19 protein-coding genes are annotated in these 21,472 nt (G+C 46.2%); 10 read left to right on the forward strand and 9 right to left on the reverse strand.

Going from position 1 to position 21,472, the window contains the following annotated elements; genetic code table 11:
• Window positions 1–400 precede the first annotated feature (400 nt).
• Window positions 401–1,243, reverse strand: coding sequence for a peroxiredoxin family protein (locus H515_RS0107175; protein WP_025876866.1), 843 nt, complete (start codon window positions 1,241–1,243; stop codon window positions 401–403).
• Between the two features lie 181 nt (window positions 1,244–1,424).
• Here H515_RS0107175 and H515_RS0107180 point away from each other — a divergent pair, with 181 nt between their 5' ends.
• From H515_RS0107180 to H515_RS0107200, 5 genes are all read left to right on the forward strand, one after another.
• A complete protein-coding gene (locus tag H515_RS0107180; RefSeq protein ID WP_025876867.1) occupies window positions 1,425–2,117 on the forward strand; it encodes a queuosine precursor transporter in 693 nt (230 codons plus the stop codon).
• Between the two features lie 160 nt (window positions 2,118–2,277).
• A complete protein-coding gene (queF, locus tag H515_RS0107185; RefSeq protein WP_025876868.1) occupies window positions 2,278–2,730 on the forward strand; it encodes a preQ(1) synthase in 453 nt (150 codons plus the stop codon).
• A 612-nt stretch (window positions 2,731–3,342) separates the two neighbouring features.
• Window positions 3,343–5,121 carry an oxaloacetate decarboxylase gene (locus tag H515_RS0107190; protein WP_025876869.1) on the forward strand — a complete coding sequence of 593 codons (1,779 nt, stop codon included), beginning with the start codon at window positions 3,343–3,345 and terminating at the stop codon, window positions 5,119–5,121.
• Between the two features lie 104 nt (window positions 5,122–5,225).
• Window positions 5,226–5,765: an HD domain-containing protein gene (locus tag H515_RS0107195; RefSeq protein ID WP_025876871.1), complete on the forward strand. Its 540-nt coding sequence runs from the start codon at window positions 5,226–5,228 to the stop codon at window positions 5,763–5,765.
• A 66-nt stretch (window positions 5,766–5,831) separates the two neighbouring features.
• Window positions 5,832–8,678 carry a putative LPS assembly protein LptD gene (locus tag H515_RS0107200; protein ID WP_025876873.1) on the forward strand — a complete coding sequence of 949 codons (2,847 nt, stop codon included), beginning with the start codon at window positions 5,832–5,834 and terminating at the stop codon, window positions 8,676–8,678.
• Between the two features lie 665 nt (window positions 8,679–9,343).
• On the opposite strand, the gene H515_RS0107205 is transcribed toward H515_RS0107200, so the two are convergent.
• Genes H515_RS0107205 through H515_RS0107215 form a run of 3 tightly spaced genes read right to left on the reverse strand, consistent with a single transcriptional unit; the run spans window position 9,344 to window position 13,306 of the window.
• Window positions 9,344–10,345, reverse strand: a complete 1,002-nt coding sequence (locus H515_RS0107205) for a Ppx/GppA phosphatase family protein (RefSeq protein ID WP_025876874.1) — start codon at window positions 10,343–10,345, stop codon at window positions 9,344–9,346.
• Window positions 10,342–12,411 carry an RNA degradosome polyphosphate kinase gene (locus tag H515_RS0107210; RefSeq protein ID WP_025876875.1) on the reverse strand — a complete coding sequence of 690 codons (2,070 nt, stop codon included), beginning with the start codon at window positions 12,409–12,411 and terminating at the stop codon, window positions 10,342–10,344. The genes H515_RS0107205 and H515_RS0107210 overlap by 4 nt, the downstream gene beginning before the upstream one ends.
• A gap of 31 nt (window positions 12,412–12,442) precedes the next feature.
• Window positions 12,443–13,306: a leucine-rich repeat domain-containing protein gene (locus H515_RS0107215; protein ID WP_025876876.1), complete on the reverse strand. Its 864-nt coding sequence runs from the start codon at window positions 13,304–13,306 to the stop codon at window positions 12,443–12,445.
• A 258-nt stretch (window positions 13,307–13,564) separates the two neighbouring features.
• Here H515_RS0107215 and H515_RS0107220 point away from each other — a divergent pair, with 258 nt between their 5' ends.
• Window positions 13,565–14,602, forward strand: coding sequence for a porin (locus H515_RS0107220; protein WP_081410136.1), 1,038 nt, complete (start codon window positions 13,565–13,567; stop codon window positions 14,600–14,602).
• Window positions 14,603–14,854: 252 nt separating this feature from the next.
• On the opposite strand, the gene H515_RS0107225 is transcribed toward H515_RS0107220, so the two are convergent.
• The 5 genes from H515_RS0107225 to H515_RS0107250 form a co-directional block, all read right to left on the reverse strand.
• Window positions 14,855–15,262, reverse strand: a complete 408-nt coding sequence (locus tag H515_RS0107225) for an Hsp20/alpha crystallin family protein (RefSeq protein WP_028901779.1) — start codon at window positions 15,260–15,262, stop codon at window positions 14,855–14,857.
• Between the two features lie 678 nt (window positions 15,263–15,940).
• The gene (purN, locus tag H515_RS0107235; RefSeq protein ID WP_025876880.1) at window positions 15,941–16,522 is read right to left on the reverse strand and encodes a phosphoribosylglycinamide formyltransferase; all 582 of its coding nucleotides are present in this window, start codon (window positions 16,520–16,522) and stop codon (window positions 15,941–15,943) included.
• Between the two features lie 18 nt (window positions 16,523–16,540).
• Window positions 16,541–16,957 (reverse strand): RNA-binding S4 domain-containing protein, encoded by a 417-nt coding sequence (locus H515_RS0107240; RefSeq protein ID WP_025876883.1) that lies wholly within the window; start codon window positions 16,955–16,957, stop codon window positions 16,541–16,543.
• Window positions 16,957–17,529, reverse strand: a complete 573-nt coding sequence (gene pth / locus H515_RS0107245; protein WP_025876884.1) for an aminoacyl-tRNA hydrolase — start codon at window positions 17,527–17,529, stop codon at window positions 16,957–16,959. The genes H515_RS0107240 and pth overlap by 1 nt, the downstream gene beginning before the upstream one ends.
• A gap of 31 nt (window positions 17,530–17,560) precedes the next feature.
• Complete coding sequence (locus H515_RS0107250; protein ID WP_025876885.1) at window positions 17,561–18,199, reverse strand: 50S ribosomal protein L25/general stress protein Ctc; 639 nt, start codon at window positions 18,197–18,199, stop codon at window positions 17,561–17,563.
• A 256-nt stretch (window positions 18,200–18,455) separates the two neighbouring features.
• Between H515_RS0107250 and nusB the strand changes: the two genes are divergently transcribed.
• Genes nusB through coaE form a run of 4 tightly spaced genes read left to right on the forward strand, consistent with a single transcriptional unit; the run spans window position 18,456 to window position 21,466 of the window.
• Window positions 18,456–19,505 carry a transcription antitermination factor NusB gene (gene nusB, locus H515_RS0107255; RefSeq protein ID WP_025876886.1) on the forward strand — a complete coding sequence of 350 codons (1,050 nt, stop codon included), beginning with the start codon at window positions 18,456–18,458 and terminating at the stop codon, window positions 19,503–19,505.
• Window positions 19,506–19,522: 17 nt separating this feature from the next.
• A complete protein-coding gene (yajC, locus tag H515_RS0107260) occupies window positions 19,523–19,852 on the forward strand; it encodes a preprotein translocase subunit YajC (protein ID WP_025876887.1) in 330 nt (109 codons plus the stop codon).
• A gap of 31 nt (window positions 19,853–19,883) precedes the next feature.
• Entirely contained in the window at window positions 19,884–20,891 is a 1,008-nt protein-coding gene (locus tag H515_RS0107265) for a CdaR family protein (protein ID WP_025876888.1), read from the forward strand.
• Window positions 20,888–21,466 (forward strand): dephospho-CoA kinase, encoded by a 579-nt coding sequence (coaE, locus tag H515_RS0107270; RefSeq protein WP_025876889.1) that lies wholly within the window; start codon window positions 20,888–20,890, stop codon window positions 21,464–21,466. The genes H515_RS0107265 and coaE overlap by 4 nt, the downstream gene beginning before the upstream one ends.
• Window positions 21,467–21,472 lie beyond the last annotated feature (6 nt).

The following is a 21,472-nucleotide window of genomic DNA, read 5'->3' on the forward strand; positions in this document are numbered from 1 at the left end:
GTCATCTTCCTCCTGGCAGCCGTGGCGATGGAGGAAACAAAGACAACATATGAAAGGAGAATATATCAATTCAAAAACTGGAAAGAAAAGAATAAAATAACAGTGGAAGTACAGAGAAAGGAAAGATGAATTACACACTTTTAAGGACACTACCGAGACAACTGGTTTTATCGCCCATCGATAGGTTAGCCTCGCCATGCCTATAGTTGGGCTCTTTCACTCCAAAAGAAACCGCTTCAGCCACCAATGCCACATTTTAGGGTGGCGCATAGAAGTAGAAAGAATCTGCGACACGCTACAAAACAAAGCTGAGCTTCCATGTGAAAGCTCAGCTTCGTTAATTATTTCTTCCGACGCTTCATAACCTTTCGTTACCAGAAGAACAGTCGTTAGACGGTGATTATTTGTAAATCTCAGCCAAAGTATTCTGCAAATCCTCACCACGCAAGTCAACTGCCACGATTTTTCCTTGTGGGTCAACCAACACGTTTGAAGGAATCGAACGGATGCCGTAGGCTGCAGAAGCAGCACTCTGCCAGCCCTTGAGATCTGACATCTGAGGCCATTTCATACCAAGCTTCTCCACCGCTGCAGTCCAGCTTAGCTTCTTGTTGTCGAAACTTACACCGACAATCTCCAGACCTTTGGCATGGAACTTATTGTAGGCCTCAACGACATTCGGCATCTCCTGACGGCATGGGCCACACCAGCTTGCCCAGAAGTCAACAAGCACGTAGTTGCCCTTGCCTACCCACTGACTCAACTTCACTTGCTTGTCGTTCATGTCGTTCATGGTCAGGTCTTTGAACATGATACCTGGACGACGAAGCTCCAAAGATGCCAGTTGTGCCTTTGCTGATTTCAACACCTCGTCATTGTAGTAACCACTTGTTGGGTCGAGGGCTTCCTTCAGCTGGTCGTAGCTCATGTCATACATAGCGTTGGCCACATACTTAGCTGGGAATGGAGTAGCTTTGAACTTCTTGATGATTTCCAAAGTAGTTTCCAACTGAACGCTACTGAGTGAATCGGCCTTAGACATGAGTTCCTCTATCTGATGTTTCTCTGCATCGGTCAGAGTTGCTGGATCTTTCTTGCTGAAGACCTTAAAAGAAGTCTCCAGAGTTTTAAACTCTGCTTCTATCTTGTTCATCTTGTCTTCGTATGGCTTAGTGTCTTGACTCTGTGCACTAACGGTAAATACCTGTGCAGCTAAAATGGCTGCTAAAAAGATCTTTTTCATATTTATAAATGGTTTAATGTTTTACATTATCAATCATCTCAATGTGCGGTAAAGAAAATAATTTGTTGCAAAAATAAGGAAATGTTTGATAGTATCATCATTATTTAAGATTTTTTTGTACCTTTGCAACCACTTTATTGATAGGGGTACTTGCTAAACCCCCTTTAACAAAACAAGAATAATGACAAAGACAAAACAACAAGTGAGTGTGCTGTTCATGTTATTCAGCATCCTCTTCTGCGTTTGCCTCATTGCGGCAAACATCCTTGAGACCAAGCAAATTTCAGTATTTGGCATCAGTTTGACGGGTGGACTCATCGTATTCCCTGTTTCCTACATCATCAACGACTGCGTGTGCGAAGTGTGGGGGTTCCGAAAGGCACGACTCCTCATCTGGACAGGCTTTGCCATGAACTTCTTCTTCGTGACCATGGGGGCGCTGTGCGACTGGATTCCAGGAGCTCCCTATTGGACCAACCAAGAAGGATTCCATGCCATTTTCGGTCTGGCTCCTCGTGTAGCAGCTGCCTCTTTCGTAGCTTTCATCGTCGGCTCGTTTGCCAATGCCTACGTGATGAGCAAGATGAAAATCCACGACGGGGGCAAACGATTCTCGCTCCGTGCCATCCTGAGCACCGTTGCCGGAGAGACCTGCGACTCTATCATCTTCTTTCCACTGGCATTGGGCGGTGTTGTCCCCACGGAGGAACTCCCTAAGCTCATGCTTTGGCAAGTGTTGCTCAAAACGCTCTATGAGGTGATTGCGCTGCCATTGACCATCCGTATCGTCAGAAAACTGAAAAGCCACGAGGGCGAGGACGTTTACGACAAGGGCATCAACTACAGCATCTGGCAAATATTCAGTATCGGATAGTACAGCACAAACAAAATTGAAGGGTGCGATCAGACTATGCCATGCCAATGGGACTGACACGACAGCCAAAGAATGGTTAACGATCAACCGACAACAAATCATTGAAGGCATCACACGGCCTGAACGGCACTCCATTACACTAAGATTAATTACCTATTTTATGGAAAGAAAAGACGAAGGCCTTCAGCAATTAGGCGCAAAGACGCATTACAGCATGGATTATGCACCAAAGGTGCTTGAATCGTTCGAGAACAAACATCAGGACAACGATTATTGGGTGCAATTCAACTGCCCAGAGTTCACAAGTCTCTGTCCTATTACCGGACAGCCCGACTTTGCCGAAATACGCATCTCATACGTTCCCAACGTGCGGATGGTGGAGAGCAAAAGCCTGAAGCTTTATCTGTTCAGCTTCCGAAATCACGGCGACTTTCACGAGGATTGTGTCAACATCATCATGAAAGATCTTATCAAACTGATGGACCCAAAGTATATTGAGGTAACTGGAATCTTCACACCAAGAGGTGGCATCAGCATCTATCCTTTCGCAAACTACGGACAACCCGGCTCCAAATACGAAAAAATGGCTGAAACACGGTTCATCAACCACTAAACGGCCTCACTAATATGACAACACGACTCCGATTCGGTTTTCATTCAACAGATGAGCCGAACCGGATTTTTTGTTTGCTCAAGAATGGGGCTTATTGCAGCTTTTACAACTCATTTCTCAGTTATATTTGAAAGAAAGTTGAGCCGTGAAAAGAATTAAGCTACAAGCTACGACACCACATTCCCGCCAGTAAATTGAATAAATATAACCCTTTCTCAACCCGAACATGAGCAAACGCATCGCGAAAGCTCACCGTTTGAAATGCGAAAGCTCACCTATCGCCATCCAAAAGCTAACCTTTTGAATTGAGTCATCTATTCATTTGGTTATCAATTAGTTGCAAAACGATAATCCGACAGTCTTCTTTTGGATTTTTATTCATCATTCCTATTACTTGTTTCCGCCAACAGCGTTGAGAGAAAAGCAGAATGAACATCAAAATCAGAAGAAACAAATAATCTGTGAATTGCAGAAAAATATGGTTGAAAAGATAGCCAATTATTGCAAAAAATGTTGCGTATCAAGATGTGTTTTGATTATTTTTTACTACTTTTGCACGGTCGATTGTCAGTGAGCAATCTATGAACAAGTAATCGTAAAGATAAGATAGATATGGCTAAGAAAATCAAATTCAGTCTCATTTACAGAGATATGTGGCAAAGCTCTGGTAAGTTTCAGCCACGCAAAGACCAATTGGTACGCATCGCCCCCATCTTCGTTGAAATGGGTTGCTTCGCACGTGTAGAAACCAATGGTGGCGCTTTCGAGCAAGTGAACTTGCTTGCAGGCGAGAATCCTAACGACTCTGTTCGTGCCTATACAAAGATTTTACACGATGCCGGCATACAGACTCACATGCTGGACCGCGGTCTTAACGCATTGCGTATGTATCCTGTGCCTGACGATGTGCGCCAACTGATGTACAAAGTGAAACACGCTCAGGGAGTGGACATTCCTCGTATTTTCGACGGTCTGAATGATATACGCAACATTGCGCCTTCCATCAAGTGGGCAAAAGAGGCGGGCATGATACCACAGGGTACGCTCTGTATCACCACTTCGCCCGTTCACACACTGGAATACTACAGCCAGCTTGCCGACAAAGAAATTGCAGCGGGTGCCGAAGAAATCTGTCTGAAAGACATGGCAGGTATCGGTCAGCCGGCATTCCTCGGTCAGCTGACCAAGATGATTAAGGACAAGCATCCCGAAATCATTCTCGAATACCACGGACACTCTGGTCCAGGCCTTTCAATGGCATCCATGCTGGAGGTGGCAAAGAACGGTATAGACATTCTCGACGTAGCCATCGAACCACTATCATGGGGTAAGGTGCATCCAGATGTCATCTCAGTTCAGAGCATGTTGAAGAACGCAGGCTTCGATGTTCCTGAAATCAATATGGACGCTTACATGAAAGCACGTGCCATGACACAGGAATTTATCGATGAATGGTTGGGCTATTTCATCAATCCGCAAAACAAAATCATGAGTTCTTTGCTGCTCGGATGCGGTCTTCCAGGGGGTATGATGGGGTCCATGATGGCCGACCTCGGCGGTATTCGTGCCACCATCAACAACCTTAGAAAGAAAAAGGGCGAAGAAGAGCTCAGCGTTGACGATATGCTCGTGAAGCTCTTCAACGAAGTGGCTTACGTTTGGCCACGCGTGGGCTATCCTCCATTGGTAACACCGTTCTCACAATACACCAAGAACATCGCTCTGATGAACCTTCTTACCATCGAACAGGGCAAGGGACGGTTCGTGATGATGGACGACTCTATGTGGGGAATGATTCTCGGAAAGAGCGGAAAGGTGCCAGGAGAAGTATGTCAGGAACTCAAAGATCTTGCCGCACAGAAGGGTCTTGAGTTTACAGATGCCGATCCTCACACTCTGCTTCCGAACGCATTGGACGACTTCCGCAAGGAGATGGACGAGAATGGATGGGACTATGGACAAGATGACGAGGAACTTTTCGAGCTTGCCATGCACCCCGAACAGTACCGCAACTTCCGCAGCGGACAGGCTAAAAAGAACTTCCTTGCCGACTTGCAGGCTGCCAAAGATGCCAAGCTCGGTGCGAAAGTCAGCCCTGAAGAAGCGGCAGCGTTCAAACACGCCAAGGCCGATGCCATCGTTGCACCTGTCAAAGGACAGATATTTTGGGAATTCCAAGGTGATGGCGAGGCAGCTCCAGCCATCGAACCGTTCATCGGAAAAGAATATAAGGAGGGCGATAAGTTCTGTTATATTCAGGCAACATGGGGCGAATTTGTTGAAGTCCCTGCTGCTTTAGGCGGACAATTAGTGGAAATCAATGCCAAGCAAGGTGCAAAAATCAATAAGGGCGATGTGATAGCCTATATTGAAAGAGCACATGACGCTTAAATGACGCTAAAATAAAAAATGTGACGGTTCATCCTTGTTGAGACTGAAACTCATCTGTGTGAGGCAGTCCGCCCAACGGGGGTGAACCGTTTGAATATAAAACAATGGACTATCAGTCAATCATCGATAAGTTTTACCCAGAAGAAAACCAGCTGAAGCATATCCTCACAGTACACAGTCGCAGCGTCGCCGACAGGGCGTTGAGCATTCTCGACCGGCATCCGGAGCTGAATCTCGACCGAAAGTTCGTAGAAGAGGCCGCCATGCTTCACGATATAGGCATCTTTCGGTGTGATGCCGCGGGCATTCACTGCTTCGGGACATCACCCTACATCATCCACGGCCGCATCGGAGCAGAGCTATTAAGGGGCGAGGGATACCCAAAACACGCAAGAGTGTGCGAGCGGCATACGGGAACAGGACTGACAAGGACAGAGATTATCAAGCAGAAGCTGCCCCTTCCACTGATGGATTTTCTACCTGAAACAATGGAAGAGAAGCTCATTTGCTATGCCGACAAATTTTATTCCAAGACCCATCTCGAATGCGAGAAAAGCATCGAGAAGGTGGAAAAGAGCCTATCACGCTACGGAAAGGAAAGTCTGATGCGTTTTAGAGAGTGGAAACTAATCTTCGAAGCCTAAAAGTTAAAATAGAAAAATAGAGCCAGTAATCGCCATTATTTGCTTAATTTTGCACGTTATTAGGCAATGAGAAGAAAGACGGTCATATACCTATTGATGTTTGCCATCGTGTTTGCGATGGCCGATACACATGTTACCTTTTTTTCACTGAAGGACGGGTTGCCAGTTCAGGACAGTACGGTAAATGTTGACACGCTTTTCCAAAATATGAAAGTCAACTATCCAACTACCACTGGCTCTAAAACACTGAGCGACACCACAGAGATGGACTCCCTGAAGAAGGCCATCTACCAACACAACAAAGCCATAGACGACTCCATTAGGGCAGACAGCATACTGCGTTCAAGGTCGAACGGAATCGAATCGCCAGTCTCTTATTCAGCCGAAGATTCATTAGTTTATGACGCACTCACAGGTGTGGCCCACCTTTATGGAACATCCAAGGTCGATTACCAGAACATGAATCTTGCGAGCGATAAGATAGATATGAGTCTCGACAGCAATTTGGTGCGTGCAGTAGGCACTCCCGACTCTACGGAAGAGAATGGAATCAAGGGTAAACCGACATTCAAAATGGGCGAACAGGAATACACCAGCGACACAATGGCATATAACTTCAAGTCAAAGAAGGGAATGATCAAGGGCGTTTACACAGCCCAAGAAGATGGATTCCTGAGCGGAGAACAGGCCAAACGTGACTCTTCGGGCGTGATATATCTGCAACATGGCCGCTATACCACGTGCGACCAACCGCATCCGGACTTCTATATTGCGCTGTCGCGCGCCAAAGTACGTCCCGGAAAGGACGTTGTGTTCGGCCCCGCTTACCTTGTGGTGGCCGATGTTCCGCTTCCCCTGGCCATACCCTATGGTTTCTTCCCATTCTCGAAGAAATATTCCAGTGGCTTCATCATGCCAAACTATGGCGAAGAACAAGACCGTGGCTTCTATCTCCGAGATGGCGGCTACTATTTCGCCATCAACGACAAGTGGGACCTGAAGTTGCTCGGTGAGATTTACACGCGAGGATCATGGGGAGTGAGTGCTGCCAGCAACTATCGGAAGAGATACCGCTACTCTGGGTCTATCCTTGTCAGCTACCAAAACACGAAAACGGGTGACAAAGGCTTGCCTGACTACAGCCGGCAGGAGAGTTTCAAGATGCAGTGGAGCCATCGTCAGGACCCTAAAGCCAATCCCTACAGCTCGCTTTCGGCCAGCGTCAACTTCGCCACATCAAGCTATGAGCGCAACAACCTCAACAGTATGTACAATCCGCAGACACTGACGCAATCCACACGAACATCTTCTGTCAGTTGGAGTACGCAGTTCTCAAGCATCGGACTCTCACTCAGCGCAACGACCAACTTAGCTCAGAACATGCGAGACTCGACCATTCACCTGACCTTACCTGACCTTAACATCAGCCTGAGCCGATTCTATCCCTTCAAACGTAAGCACTCTGTAGGCAAAGAGCGTTGGTATGAGAAGCTCTCCATGAGCTACACTGGCCAACTCTCCAACTCCATTCTCGCCAAGGAGAACAGGATTCTCAAGGCAAACTTCATGAAAGAATGGAAACATGGCTTCCAACACGTCATACCAATTCAAGGCAGTTTCACATTGTTCAACTACATCAACGTTGCTCCTTCGTTCAATTTCACCGACCGGATGTACACCAACAAGGTGATGCGCTCGTGGGACGACACGAGGAACAAGGAAAAAGCAGACACGCTGACGGGCTTCTACAACGTCTATAATTGGTCGTTGAGCATGTCGGCGAGCACCAAATTATATGGCTTTTGGACCCCAAGCCGCAAGCTTTTCGGAGATAAGATTCAGGCAATCCGCCATGTCATCACCCCACAGATAAGTTTCTCCTACTCACCCAACTTTGGTTCGCGCCGTTACGGATACTACGACAGTTATCAATATACCGACGCCAACGGCGAAGTCAGGCTGGTAGAATACTCTCCTTTCTCTGAAGGCATGTACAGTGTTCCAGGAAAGAGCAAGACAGAGATGATTACGTGGGATGTCAGCAACAACATTGAGATGAAGATTAAGAGCGACAAGGACTCCACAGGCTACCGCAAAATAAGCATCATTGATGAGCTGGGAGCCACGATGTCTTACAATGCAGCCACCGACTATCACAAATGGAGCGACCTGAGCATGCGTCTGCGACTGAAATGGTGGAAGAACTACACTTTCTCCATGAACGCACAGTTTGCCACCTATGCCTATGAGCTCGACGCAAACGGCAATCCCTATGTCGGAAACCATACGGAATGGGGCTTCGGACGTTTACCACGATTCCAAGGCATGTCGCAAAACTTCTCATTTACCATCAACCCAGAGAAGCTGAAAAAGTGGTTTGGACACAGTGAAGACAAAGAAGATGACAAGGTGAACGATGATAACGAGGGGCCAGACCCCAATACAGAGACCAACATCGACGAGAATATTGAACGTGGCAAACATGCGGCGAAAAAGAAGTCAGGTGGAATCGCAGAGACAGACGAGGACGGTTACATGAGGTTCAATATGCCATGGTCGCTGACAATTGGTTACGGAATATCCATGCGTGAGAACCAACAAGGCAAATTCAACAAGAAGAGAATGCGTTACCCCTACAAGTTCTCACAGACACTTAACTTCAGTGGCAACATACGCATCAGCGATGGTTGGAACATCAACTTCACAAGCGGTTACGACTTTGAGAATCATGCCATGAGCATGACCACCGCCAGCCTGTCGCGCGACCTTCACTGTTTCAACATGAGTGCGTCGATCGTCCTTGCCCCATACACGTCGTATAATTTCACGTTCCGTTGTAATGCCTCCACGCTTACCGATGCACTCAAGTACGACAAGCGAAGTGGCATCAGCAATGCTATCCAATGGTACTAAACAAACTGCGTGAACCAGAACGACACCCGACTTATTAATGACCGAAAAGTAAACCCAAATCGATCATTACACCGCAGGTTCACAATTAGACGATGAAAACATTGTTTCCAGACTCATTTCATTCGCTTGTCGTCAACTCTTCGACTACTCCCTCTCGCTCAATCCCGCTACCTATTCAATAGAACCACAAACAAGCTGTTCGGCAATCAAATCAAATCGATACAGGCCTTATTGACCTATTTGAGGCAAATGATTGCCCTCTACAGAACCAGCAGACTGTAGAAAGATTACGTATGAGGAAACTTCCCTTGATGTTTCTCCTTGTTCTTCTGATTGTTTGACCTACATTTACCGAACAATCAACCCCAAGAAATCACCCCTGGCACTATCTTCACTATTTATCTGATTATAAGTGTGTTAGAAACCGAAAAACAAAAGGTGAGCTATTACCTTGTAAAAGGTGAGCTATTGATGCTCAAAAGGTGAGCTTTCGCAGTGCGATTGTTGAGGTTAGGGTAAAGAATGTTACGGAATGACCCGACAAGAGGGCCTGATCAACTCCTATTAGAGGATAGACTGGTAACCAGAACGTAATCGAACAATTCGGTATGGTTCAGAATTCCGCAGATGCTGAACACACGTCCTACTCCCGTTTACAGGGCTGGTTATCTGCAAGTGGTTTCCGACCCAACTGTTTCGGACGGCATCTCGCGGCTCTGTCCTTGCCACTGACTTCTCCTATCCCTGTACAAACCATCCACAATACTGTCGGCAAGGGAAATGTTCGGTACGGTTATCGTGTCGCATTTCAAGGCCTCGGCAATCATGAGGAACACCTCTGATGCGGGAATGATGACGTCAGCACGGTCGTCCTTCAAGCCAAATTTCTCTTTCCGCTCCTCGATGCTCAACCGTGACAATTCCTCGTAAACGGCTTTCATGTCAGACACTTTCATGATTTTGCTGTCTTCCTTTCCCCGTGTCAGCTTATAGAGTTTGTTGATGTTGCCACCAGAGCCGATGATGGTTGTGTGAGGATATTCCCTGGCATAATCGGTCAGCATGGCAGTCATCTCGTTTCTTGTTTCAGGGGTGACCTGTCCGCTGAGCAAACGAAGCGTACCCATATCGAACGAACGGCTTTTCAGGAGTTCGCCATTGTGGAGCAGCGAAATCTCCGTACTACCACCACCGACATCGACATAGGCATAATTTCCACAGGCATAATCAGGATTCTCCACAATGTTGTTGAATAGTAGCTTCGCCTCTTCCTCGCCATGGATAATCTCAAGTTTGATGTCAGTCTCCTCCTCCAGTTTTCTCATTACCTTCTGCCCATTGTCGGCATCACGCATCGCAGCTGTGGCGCATGCCCGGAACTCCTCCACCTTGTTCAGGAGCATGAAATGCTTGAATCCCTTCAACATGTGGAGCATCATATCGTAGCGTTCCCTTGATATTTTGCCCAATGTGAACACGTCTTTTCCCAGGCGCAGAGGCACGCGTATAAACATTATGCGCTTAATGCGCTCAAATTTGGGAGCGTCGTCATCGAAGTGTTTGATTAGCAGACGTGCACCGTTAGAACCAATGTCTATCGCTGCAAAGTTGTGAGGCCGGTTATTCCTGGCCAAGGAGTCTTTCTTTTCCTTTCTTTGTTTCATCATTGCCCTATGGGATGTTCAATTTCAGCATGATAAGCATTGTACAATGCCTCTTGCGAGCGGAATGGTGCTTCGCCCTCCGCTGGTTGCTGAATTTCGTTTGTTCCCCGACCATCAACAATCCGGCCATTGGTTGTGTCGTGGAGTCCATATTCGATGGTGCGGAGCAGGTCCTTTCTGATGTCCTCATCATAGACAGGACTCATCACTTCGATACGGTTGATGAGGTTACGGGGCATCCAGTCAGCCGAACCGATGTAGTATTTTGGTTTCCCTCCGTTACAGAATATGATGATACGCGAGTGTTCGAGATAGCGGTCGATGATGCCCACCGCATGAATGTTCTCGCTCAATCCCGCCACACCTGGCACAAGCGAGCAATTGCCCCGAATGACGATATCGACTTTGACACCCGCCTGTGAGGCTTCATAAAGTTTTTTCACGATGTCGGCATCGGTAATATGGTTGATTTTCATCTTCAACCATGCCTCCTTCCCCTCTTTAGCATTCTTAATCTCTACATTAAGCTGTCGCAAAATCCTATTTTTCATCGAGTTGGGCGACACCATCAGTTCGCGGAAACGTATCTGAGAGAATGGCTTGTCTATGAAGTCAAACACTCGCTCTACCTCGTTGACGATGCGTGGACGTGCTGTCATAATCAAATAGTCTGTATAACTCTTAGCATTCCCTTCATGGAAGTTGCCAGTGCCTACACAAGCGATGTTGCCCAGCTTGGTAGTGATATGCAATAGCTTAGAATGGATTTTCAATCCCTCAATGCCGAATATTACATTCACGCCCTCTTCCTGCATCCTCTTGCTCCACTTGATGTTGCTTTCCTCATCGAAACGGGCCAGCAGCTCCACCACGGCGGTCACTTTCTTGCCATTCCTTGCAGCGCAGATCAGTGCTTTCACCACCTTCGAGTCCTTTGCCAGACGGTAGAGCGTGGTTTTGATTTCCTTTACCTCAGGGCGCAAGGCCGCTTCTCTGAGCAATCGGATGTAGCCGTTGAACGAATGGTAGGGGACATGGATGAAACGGTCTTTCTTACGGATGAGTGTCAGCAAACTTTCGTCGTCCATGAACTCTGGTTTCATTACCTGCTGCCACTTGGGATAGCTGAGATTGTCGTGTCCAAAGTTGGGAAAACCCATCAAATCCTTGTGATTCTGGTATCTTCCCGCACCCAAGAGGGTATCCAAATCTCTGATATGGAGTCGTTCCATCACCTTTTTCCGAAGTTCCTTCGGCATGCTTTGGTCATAAACAACTCTGATAGGTTCTCCCCTTTTCCTGCTGTTCACACCGATGGCAATGCGTTCCAGTAGTCCGTAGTCTGCCTCATTATCAACCTCCATCTCAGCATCTTTCGTGAATTTGAACGAGTAAGCCTCGTAGTCGCTTTTCTCCGAGCCAATGAACACCAATGGAAGGCAATACCGAATCACGTCGTCGAGATACATGATGTTGTCGTATCCGTCCGATTCCGGTACGCGGATGAAACGCCCATAGACACGGTCGGGAATCTTGATGATGGCATATTTAACCTTCTTACTCTCATGACTGGTCTTCTTTACGGCAAGATAGATGCGGTTGTCCTCCAGTACCGAGAAATCGTTGATTGCGCTGAACCACAATGGATTGGTAGATCCATTGAGCTTATCGTAATAAAATTGCTGTAAAAAAGATTTCTGCTCGTCGTTGAGTTGCTCTTCGTTGATAAGACGAATGTTGTGCTGTTCGAGTTCGTCGTTTACCTCATCGGTCGCCAAACTGTACTCCACATTGAAATCTTCATTGAGTTTCATTATCGTCTTGATGGTCTTTTTTATCTTCTTTTCCATTTCATCGGTCACATTTTTTGACTCGATAATACGGTTAAGCGATGCCATTCGGACACGGAAGAACTCATCAAGGTTATTCGAATAGATGCCCAGAAACGAGAGTCTCTCAAGCAATGGCACATCCTTCTTTCGTGCTTCTTGCAAGATTCTGTGGTTGAAATACATCCAACTCACGTCACGCTCAATGTAAGTAAGTAGTTTCTTTTTCGATTTCGACATTTGGAGAGGGTGTTGTTTATAAGGTTTGGAATTATTTTTCGACATCTTTCTCAATGACAATGTCGTCGTTTTCTTCAGAGAAATGCAACTGTTTGATAGTCTTTTCTCTGTTCCCCACGGGAACATATATGTGCCGAAGCTGGTCGCAATCAGAGAAAGCGCGCCGGCTCATGTCCTTCACTTCGCCCACAAAGGTGACCATCCGTAGCCGATCGCACTCCGCAAAGGCATAGCTCTCAATCGTTTCCACTGTGGAAGGTATGGTAACCTCTTCCAATGCGTCACAATCGGAGAAAGCGTCGCTGCCTATTATCCTCACCCCTTCTGGTATTACGACTTTCTTTAGGTTGCGGCGGCGGGAGAAAGCCAGGTCTTGAATGACCTCAACGCTCTTCGGAATGATGACCATCGCTGCGTCGGTGAGACAAGAATAGAGGGTTTTCTTATCGGCAGAATAGAGCATTTTGTTCTCGATAATGAATTTTTCCGACTCGCAAGTCACCTCGTCCGACGTCAGACCCACGAACGGATTGTTGCCAAGAACGGTCACCGACTTGGGAATCACCAAGCTCTTGAGCGACAAGCACCGACTGAAGGCCTCGTTTCCAATCTCAATCACTGAGGCGGGTATCACCACTTCCTCCAGATAGGCACACCCCCAGAAGGCATTATCATCAATCACCTGAACTCCTTCGGGGATGATGTATTTCCCCTCAATGGTCTTTGAGGCCGTGATGAGGTGTTTTTTCTTTTTTGAATAATAAACACCTTCGTCATCTTTCTGTGCGCCTTTGATTTTCTTCAGTGCAAGATTCAGCACCAAGTTCTCAAACTTATCTTCACGCTCGGCACTCTTTTTCAGAATGTCATTGATGGTTTTCTTATCCTCTTTCATACTTGGAGTAATTTCTTGGTGCAAAATTACTAAGAATTAAGCTAACTTCGTTCGTATCATCTATTACAATTCTGCTACAATTCTGTTACATAAATGTTATCAATCTACGGGAGTATGCATTAATTCGATGAAATAACGTTTAAAATTACTGATTATTGGCAATGCAATTGGTATTTGAAACATATTTTTAACATTATATACATACTTCTTAAACATGTGTTATGTAATTTTGCGCCGAATTCTAATAGCTGTTTATATATGCACAATTATTTAGCAAGCATCGTTATTCTCGCGTCCATAGGTACGGTGTCTGCCTTTGCACAAGATGAAAAGAAGGTTGACCGCACACCTCATATACATGGTACGGTACGCGGAAAGTATGAATATCAGCCCGAAGACAAGAAAGGCAGATTTGAAGTCCGCACCGCTCGCTTGAGTATTGACGGCAAAGTCACCAACTGGGTGAGTTACAAAGCAGAGATAGACCTCTCTGATGAAGGAAAAATCAAGATGCTGGATGCCTACACCCGTCTGTCCCCGTTCAGTAAATTCGACTTCACCATTGGACAGATGCGAGTTCCCTTCACCATCGACGCCCACCGTTCCCCACACCAACAATATTTCGCCAACCGCTCTTTCATCGCCAAGCAGGTAGGCAACGTGCGCGACGTAGGAGCAACGGTCGGCTACACGTTCAACGTAGGGTTCCCCATTCGGCTGGAAGCCGGCATCTTCAATGGCTCAGGACTGACGAACCAGAAAGATTTCTGGACCAATAACATCAACTATTCCGCAAAGGCGCAGATCTTTTTTCCACATGGATTCAACCTTACTCTGAGCACCCAGAAGATAAAGCCCGACAATATCTCGGTGATGATGTACGATGCAGGCGCCTACTACCATGCGCACAACTGGCATGTGGAGCTGGAATACCTCTACAAGCACTACGACCACGGAGCTTTCCACCCCGTACACTCCGTAGATGCATTCGTAAACTACGACATTCCGTTGCGCAATAAATTCTTCTCGAAGGTGTCGCCACTCGTCCGCTACGACTTCATGAACGACCACAGCGACGGAATACGCTATCTTGACGGCAAGGAGAACGAAAGCGGAGCAATGAGAATCACCGACTACAAACGTTCGCGTGTCACAGCCGGCGCCACCATCAGCATTGACAAGCCCTTTATTTCGGACATCCGCCTGAACTATGAGAAATACTTCTACAGCAATGACGGCATACCGAAGCCATCGGAAAAAGACAAGTTTGTGATTGAGGTGATGACCCGCTTCTAATTCAATACAAGATGCAAGAAATGGGTTCGGATGCCTCATCTTAACCCATTTCTTATGCGCAGCCGACATGAATGGTCTGGCTGAAAAGTCAAAAAATCCCCAAAAGCTCACGCTTTTGGGGACTCAAACTCTAACAATTACACTTATTTTGCACGATCACTCAGTCTTAAATGACAGCAACCAACATGCCTGCACGTTCCAATGCCTCAACGGATGGTTGGCAACTGCTTTGTCATCGTAGGGCTACAGTCATTAGCCAACCTCAATCTGGCGAGCGATTTTCTGAGTTTTCTGTTCCAATTTCGGCAAGGTGATGTTCAAAACACCATCGCTCATCTTGGCACCGATCTTCTCTTTATCCACGTCTTCGGGCAAAATCAGTGTCTGCTCGTACTTGCTGTAGGCGAACTCGCGGCGCAGGTAGTGAGCCTTCTGCTCTTTCTCGCTCACCTTCTTCTCCATCTTGATGGTAAGATCGCCATCGTTGTCGATGTTCACCTCAAAGTCGTCCCTGCACAACCCCGGTGCAGCAAGCTCAACTGTGTAATCCTTATCCGACTCCAAGACGTTGATAGCTGGAGCCGTTGCGTTTGCCTTAGGCATATTGTTGTTGTAGAAGAAGTCATTGAATACTTCTGGTAGCCATGAATTTCTATACATAATCATAATCTCCTTTACTTTAATATGGTTTGTTAATGTTTACACAGTCTGTAAATACAAGTTGCATACCAGAGTAAAAAATCTGTCATATTGACACATCCACATGTCAGTTTGACAAGAATAGTGTCTCTTTTAATAAGGTTATTGGGAGTAAACAATCTTTACAAACGGGTAAAAATTAAGGGCTTCAAAATAAAAATAAAAGCGGCTGCGCGCAAATACGGTAATTTTGCGAATGTCCATAATCGTCAATCCACCAATAGTTTACGAAAAACAATTGGGTGAAAGAGAAGAAGATAGTACAAAAAGACACGAACTTTTGTCTGCGATAGCTAACCTTTTGCCAATTCATTGGTCAGCTTTTGGAAAATCAACGGTCAGGTTTCAGGCGACGAAAGGTCAACTATCGCTCAGTAAGGTGAGATTTTTAGCCTTCAGAAAGCTAAAAAAACGACAACAAAACAACAAACTACCACTATGCGTTTGCGGATTGGAAGTTTTTCGAAGTGGATTTTTCGGTAATAATAATTTACAAAATCACCCTATTTCCGATAAGCTCATAGAAATCGGATGCTGAAAACAAAAAGTTGATTGGCAGGTTCGCCAATCAACTTCATCATATCTTCAGACAAAGGCCTGTCGTGGTTTCTTTCAGTGTCTGCGAGGAGACAGCTTGCCCTATCTGAGGAATCCCTCATTCAAGAGTACCCGCTCAATAACCTTTGGGAAATGTTCCATCTCAAGCTCATGCTCCTTCTCCGCTATGTCGTCAGGAGTATCGTCAGGCGATATGGCCGTCTTGTATTGCTCAATGATTTCTCCTCCGTCGCAAACGTTGCTTACCCAGTGGACGGTCATTCCCGTTTCGGTTTCGCCAGCTGCCTTGACGCTTTCATGAACATGATGTCCATACATCCCTTTGCCTCCGAATTTCGGCAAGAGCGCTGGGTGAAGATTAACCATTCTATGCTCGTAAGCATCTATCAACCAATCTGGTATCATCAGTAAGAAGCCCGCCAACACTATGAAATCGATGCGATGGTCGCTCATTAGGTCAAGCACCAACTCACGGTTGTTGAAGTCGGATTTCGGAAGTACGGCGGTCTCCACGTTCAAATGTTTGGCTCTCACCAAGGCATAGGCGTCCGCCTTGTTGCTTATCACCAGTGAGATGTTAACCTGTTGGTTGTTCTGAAAGTAGCGGATGATGTTCTCACAGTTGGTTCCACTTCCTGAAACGAAAATAGCTAAGTTTACCATAGATATATTGTAACTTGATTAATCGTCTTCGTCGTCAATGTCATCGAACCCGAACAGAGCCGGATCGACAAACGCATCCAGCTGCCGGCGGTCTTTCTTCGTTGGGCGTCCAGTACCACGGGCACGGTCAACGAACCCGCTGATACGGCTCATCTCCAGCAGTTCATATTGCTTTGCGTCGGTGACATTTCTGTAAATCTCAGGTATCATCTTAGCCCCAACACGCTGCTCGATAGTTTTGAGCACTTCAAAAGAATAGATGATGGGTGGCTTTTTTACACTCACCACCTCACCAACCTTAATGGTATGCGACGGCTTAACACTCACACCTTTAACCGTTACGCGCCCATTCTTGCACGCATCGGCCGCTATGCTTCGCGTCTTGAATATGCGGGCGGCCCAAAGCCATTTATCGATTCTTGCAACATCGTTCATTATTTCTTTCCAAGTTTATTGTACTGGTTCATTGTAATATTGACGCCTGAGAGGACAAAACTCTTGATAATGTCCACCGCCATGTCAATGCTCGGCTGCAGTGTCCTCATATCTTCTTCCGAATACTTTCCAAGAACCCAATCCACCTGTCCACCTTTTGGATAGTCGTTGCCGATTCCCATGCGGAGCCTTGCATAGTCCTGACCTATGAGTTGCTGAATGTGTCCGAGGCCGTTGTGCCCGCCATTCGAACCGCTTCCTTTCAATCGGAAAGCACCCAACGGCAAGGCGACGTCGTCGGAGATGACCAACAGCCGGCTCTCATCAATTTTCTCGCTGTTGAGCCAATAGCGTACGGCATTGCCAGAGAGGTTCATGAACGTCGTGGGCTTCAAGAGAATGACCTTCCTGCCTTTGACAGTGGTCTCGGCAACGAAACCGTAACGCTTATCCTCAAAAACAATATTGGACGCCTTTGCAAAGGCGTCCAATACCATAAATCCTGTGTTGTGTCGGGTATCCTCGTACTCGCGCCCGGGGTTTCCCAATCCACAAATCAAATATTTATCCAATTTTCAAATCTTATTGATTGAGATTTCTCAATTATTCTGCTGCTGGAGCCTCTGCTGTTTCGCCTTCAGCTGCTCCCTCTTCCTCTGCAGTCTCAGAAGAAGCGACAGCGTTACGTGTGGCCTTGATTGAGCAAACAACAACGTCTTTTGAAGTTACGAGCTCAAGACCTTCGAAACTCAACTCACCAACCTTGATGCTCTTGCCAAGACGAAGGTTGGTAACATCGATATCAAGATGCTCAGGAATCTGCTGGAATGGAGCTTTCACATTGATTTTACGGATGGAAAGATTCATTCTACCACCATCGCGAACACCTTGTGCAAGGCCTTGGAGTTTCACTGGCACACCCATTACGATAGGTTTAGTGTCGTTCACCTCGTAGAAATCGACATGCAGCACAGCGTCTGTTACTGGATGGAACTGGATTTCCTTCAGAATGGCAGTGTGACGCTCACCATCGATCATCAACTCAACAACATAAATGTGTGGGGTAAAGATGAGTTTGCGGAGCTCTGTCATTGGTGACGCGAATGCAAATGCCAATGGTTTGCCGTTTTCGGTTGCCTCACCATAAAGGTTACATGGGATAAGACCTTCCTTGCGGAGTAGTTTTGATGCCTTCTTGCCTACAGCAGAACGCTTCTGTCCTGAAATTTTAATTTCCTTCATTTTGTTTGTGTTACTCTAAATTAATGATTTTAATTCGCCATCACACACCGAGTCAATAACATTGGGATTGCTTTGAATCCTTCAAAAAGTTATTCTCAATTTGCAAAAAGCGATGCAAAGTTACATCTTTTCAATGAATTGAACAAGTAATATCATTAAAAAACAACAAAATCGGCTTATTCTCTTGCATAGAATAGGGAATTTTTCTACATTTGCAAAATAAAGAAATCAATAGAAACACAATATCACACATACAATGATTAATAGAGATTTGATTCGAATAAAGGTCGTCCAGTTAACCTACGCATACTATCAAAATGGTGACCGAAACATCGACAAGGCCGAGAAGGAGCTACTTTTCAGTTTATCAAAAGCATACGCACTTTATAATTATCTCTTGTCTCTCATTGTAGCAATCACACAAGAAGAACGCCATAGAGTTGAGATTCTGACCAACAGAGCAAAGCGTGAAGGCACAGAAGAGCCATCACAGCGATTTGCATACAACAAGTTTGCCGTTCAGGTGGAAGAGAACAAACAGCTTAATCTGTATCTTGAGACTCAGAAACAGAGATGGGAGGACGACATGGAGGCCATCCGCAAACTCTGCGACCAGATTGAACAGAGCGTCATCTATAAGGAATACATGGCGAGCGATGACGATTCGTACGACGCCGACCGAGAGATTTGGCGCAAGATTTACCGCACTCTCATACAGGAAAATGCAGAACTCGACTCTATTCTTGAAGAAAAGAGCTTGTATTGGAACGACGACAAGGAAATAGTAGATACGTTTGTTATCAAGACTATCAAGCGATTTGACCCTGCAAACAAGAGCGAACAGGATCTCTTGCCTGAGTACAAGGACGAGGAAGATCGTGAATTTGCCACCAAACTGTTCCGTTCCACTATCCTAAATGCCGATACTTACCAGCGGTACATGAGCGAAACCAGTCGAAACTGGGACTTCTCACGCCTGGCTTATATGGATGTGGTCATCATGCAGATAGCAATCGCTGAGATGTTGACGTTCTCCAATATTCCAGTGAGCGTAACTATCAATGAATATGTTGAGCTGGCAAAGCTCTATAGCACACCCCGCAGTGGAGGATACATCAACGGTATGCTCGATTCGATAGCCCGTCATCTTATCGGTACTGGCGCAATGATGAAGCAGATGCCAGAACCACGCTCCCGTCGGCCACATGACGAAAGATGGAGCGGCAGCAACCGCCACGTCCAAGTTAACCCCCAACGGCCGACTGACAACGAAATGCTGGCTGAAGAACAACCTACACAAGAATAATTAATAACAAAACAAATATGATTACATCAACATTTTTGGCTGCACAGGCAGCCTCTCAAGGCAGTCCACTGCCAATGATACTGATGATGGTTGCCATCTTCGCCATCATGTGGCTCTTTATGATTCGCCCACAACAGAAGAAACAGAAACAGATTCGTGCTTTCCAGAACTCCCTTAAGGAAGGTGATTCGATCGTTACGGGTGGTGGAATCTTCGGAACAGTCAAGCGAATTGACATGACAACGAACAAGATTGATGTCGAAATCTCTCGCGGTGTTGTCATCACAGTGGATAAAGGCTATGTTTTTGCAGACACACAGTCATTGCAACAGAGCCAGACGAAATAAAACTGATAGATAAAGAACAAACCTTAGGTAAATGGTAGGCAGACCGTTGCATACATTCAGTATAATCAGAAACTTATTGTCGAAGTTATTCAACAAGGAGTTTCTGGTTTTTTTATTCTTCCTTATCCTGAGTGGGCTCTTCTGGCTCACCAATGCGCTTGACGATCCGTATGAGAAGGAGATAGAAGTGGATTTGCGACTTGCCGGCATTCCCAAGAACGTTGTTCTGACAAGCGAGGTCGATTCGGTTATCCGCGTGACCGTACGCGACAAGGGTTATGTCATCGGACTTTACCTCTTTCGAAAGCAACTTCATCCTCTCTTTTTCGACTTCAGTACTTTCAGCGGTCAAAACAACACCGGAGAGATTCCCGTTTCCGAGATACAGAAGCAGCTAAGTCAGCAACTATACACAAGCACAAAGATTCTGTCGGTGAAAGCCGACAATTTGTCGTTTAGTTTCAACTACGGTCAGCGCAAGAAGATTCCCGTAAGCATGCTCGGTGTGGCCGCTCCCGGAGAAGGTTACTTCCTCTCACGCGTGCAGTTTGTTCCAGACAGTGTAACAGTCTATGCAGCAAAGAAATTGCTGGACAGCATTCAGACAGCCTATACCGTCCGCCAAGAGGTGGTCAACTTCACCGAACCACAGGAAATCACTGTTCAGCTACGCAAGATAAGGAATGCCAAGTTGATGCCTAACAAGGTGAAGATGAAGCTCTTTCCCGACGTACTGACAGAGGAAACCGTAGAAGTGCCGGTCGAAGCCATCAACGTTCCGACGAATAAGGTCATGCGCATCTTCCCAAGAAAGATAAAAGTGAAATTCGCCATTGGCGCACAACGCGTGAAGTCTATGCCGAAGAACATTGAGACCAAGCAATTGCTACCTACTGGATTCAAGGTTGTTGTAGATTACAATGAGGTAGCCGACCATGCCTCTGAGAAATGCCACGTCTATATACAAGCAACGCCGAACGGAGTGAGGAACGCCCGTCCGGCAGTCAACGTCGTCGATTATCTGATAGAACAGAGATGAAAATTGCCATCACAGGGAGCATAGGCAGTGGAAAATCATTCGTCTGCCAAATTCTGTACAATCATGGAATTATAGTTTATGACTGCGATGCCGCCGCCAAGCGTCTGATGAGAACATCGGCCGAAATTCAGCACAGGCTCAGTTCTCTGGTAGGCAAGGACGTCTTTGTAGGTGGCAGGTTTCAAAAGGCACTGTTGGCAGACTTCCTTCTGAAAAGCCAGCAGAATGCAAAGGCCGTTGACGACATAGTGCATCCAGCAGTAGCCAGCGATTTTGTAAAGTCGGGGCTTGACTGGATTGAGAGCGCCATTCTCTTCGACAGTGGGTTTATCAACAGAATCTATTTGGATAAAATTATCTGCGTCAGCGCCCCCGAAGAGATTAGGCTTCAGCGCGTCATGCTCCGCGACCGCATCTCAAGGGAGAAGGCTTTGGATTGGATCAATCGGCAGCTGCCACAGGAAGAAGTACTGAGAAGGAGTGATTACGAAATTGTCAACGACGGAACGACAGATTTAGACAATCAAGTATCAAGGATTCTCAATGAATTAGACAAATCAAGTAAAAATAAATAATAAACA

The sequence above is a fragment of the Prevotella corporis DSM 18810 = JCM 8529 genome, assembly GCF_000430525.1.
GTDB classification, from domain to species: domain Bacteria; phylum Bacteroidota; class Bacteroidia; order Bacteroidales; family Bacteroidaceae; genus Prevotella; species Prevotella corporis.